This is a genomic window from Chamaesiphon sp. OTE_75_metabat_556, assembly GCF_031378165.1.
GTDB lineage: Bacteria > Cyanobacteriota > Cyanobacteriia > Cyanobacteriales > Chamaesiphonaceae > Chamaesiphon.
The window spans coordinates 1-1,637 of the sequence record NZ_JANNDR010000149.1; the positions used below are offsets into that span (position 1 = coordinate 1).

At 46.4% G+C, this 1,637-nt stretch carries 2 protein-coding genes and 1 pseudogene; all 3 read right to left on the minus strand.

All coding sequences use genetic code 11. From position 1 onward, the window contains the following. A partial coding sequence (locus RMO27_RS06370; RefSeq protein ID WP_309730676.1) for an SDR family oxidoreductase occupies nucleotides 1-687 on the minus strand: 687 nt, incomplete at its 3' end. A gap of 160 nt (nucleotides 688-847) precedes the next feature. Beyond that, complete coding sequence (locus RMO27_RS06375; RefSeq protein WP_309730684.1) at nucleotides 848-1,321, minus strand: DUF3237 domain-containing protein; 474 nt, start codon at nucleotides 1,319-1,321, stop codon at nucleotides 848-850. 115 nt (nucleotides 1,322-1,436) lie between these two features. Continuing rightward, nucleotides 1,437-1,637: pseudogene (locus RMO27_RS06380) on the minus strand (nicotinate-nucleotide diphosphorylase (carboxylating)); the annotation flags it as partial.

Genomic DNA, 1,637 nt, shown 5'->3' on the forward strand with positions numbered 1-1,637 from the left:
TTTATAGATGGCTTGAGCGGTGACTGATGGCGGCGAACCATTTGCACCAGCTTTATCCATCTGGGGTAGAGTCCGATCAATATAGTCGTCATAGGCAGTCAATCCGGCTTTTTTGGCGACATTAATCGATCGACCGTAGAAATCTGTCTTAATCGCACCTGGTTCGATAATTTTGACCTTGATATTAAACTGGCGCAATTCGTATTGTAAGGATTCGGAAAAGCCATCGACCGCCCATTTGGTAGCGTGATAGGGACTATAAATCGGGAATGTCATCCGTCCGCCGATTGAAGCGACATTCACCACCACACCTTGCTGCCGCTGCCGAAAATGCGGCAAGATCGCCCGCGTGACTTCCATCAGTCCAAATACATTGGTTTCAAATTGACCGCGAATATCAGCCATCTCACAGGCTTCAAAGGCACCGATTAGCGCGTAACCTGCGTTATTGATGAGGACATCGATCGATCCAAAATGAGCGATCGCCTGATCGCTCGCCGCATGAATCGTATCTACCTGCGTGACATCCAATGGCAAACACAGTACATTCGGCAGGTTGGCGAGTTCGGGCGATTTTTCGGGCGATCGCATCGTGGCGACTACATTCCAACCCTGCTGCTGAAATAGTTGGGCTGTCGCTCTACCAATGCCTGTAGATGCGCCAGTGATGAATACGGTTTTGCCCATGACAGGTGACTTAGTAAAATAGCTCGTTATCTTTCAATATAATTGATCGAACCCTTAAAATAGAAGTCCCTTACCTAGCGACCAAACTAACTAAGGGATCTCAAGAAATTAATTCTAATTTAATCCATCATGTCTTGATTGTTAACTGTTTCCAGAATGCTTACTTTACCTCGAAAACTTCATAGATTACGCCACCATCACCTGTGCGCCCTTTGGCAACCGCCACGATCTGATTAAGCCAGGCATAACGTTCGTCTCCCGTTTCAAATAGTGGGTTAGTCCTGAAGTAATACTTGTTTGCACCTTGTGGATCGTCTGGTTTCTCGAAATCCAGGGCATAGCCAAAGTTTTCCGGCGAAGCTACTATTCGACCAAAATAGGTCATGAATATGAGCGCACCATCATCTGTCTTGAGACTCACCCGAACATCGAGCGCAATCGAGCCATCTGCTCGGATCGTTGCGTAGTCGCCACCAGACATTGGGACTACATCTCCTTTAAGTTTAGAACCTTGAAAACTTCCCGACGCAATCATAAAGATCGTACGATGACCAGCAGGGGTCTGTCCGATGTCTATTGGTGGAGCAATTATTAGTTTGAGCGAGAACAGGAATTCAGTTTGTAATTCTGGCATTTTATTTTCCGATTGCCGATCTAGTTTCTTTCACCCATTATGACGACTTAAATGTCACCTCAGTTGCTCCTGTCGGAGCAACTGAGGTGACAAAATTTTTGAATTGCAATAATTGCTAAGAAGTTGCAATCCGCATACTCAGATCCAGCCAGGGAGATCGGGTAATCGGCGCGCTAGTAGAAATATAATCCACGCCAGTTTCGGCAACTTGGCGAATCGTCGTCAGGGTAATATTTCCCGATGCTTCGATTTTGATGCGAGGATTGGCGGTTCTAATGATTGCGACTGCTTGGCGCATCAAGTCTGGGGACATATT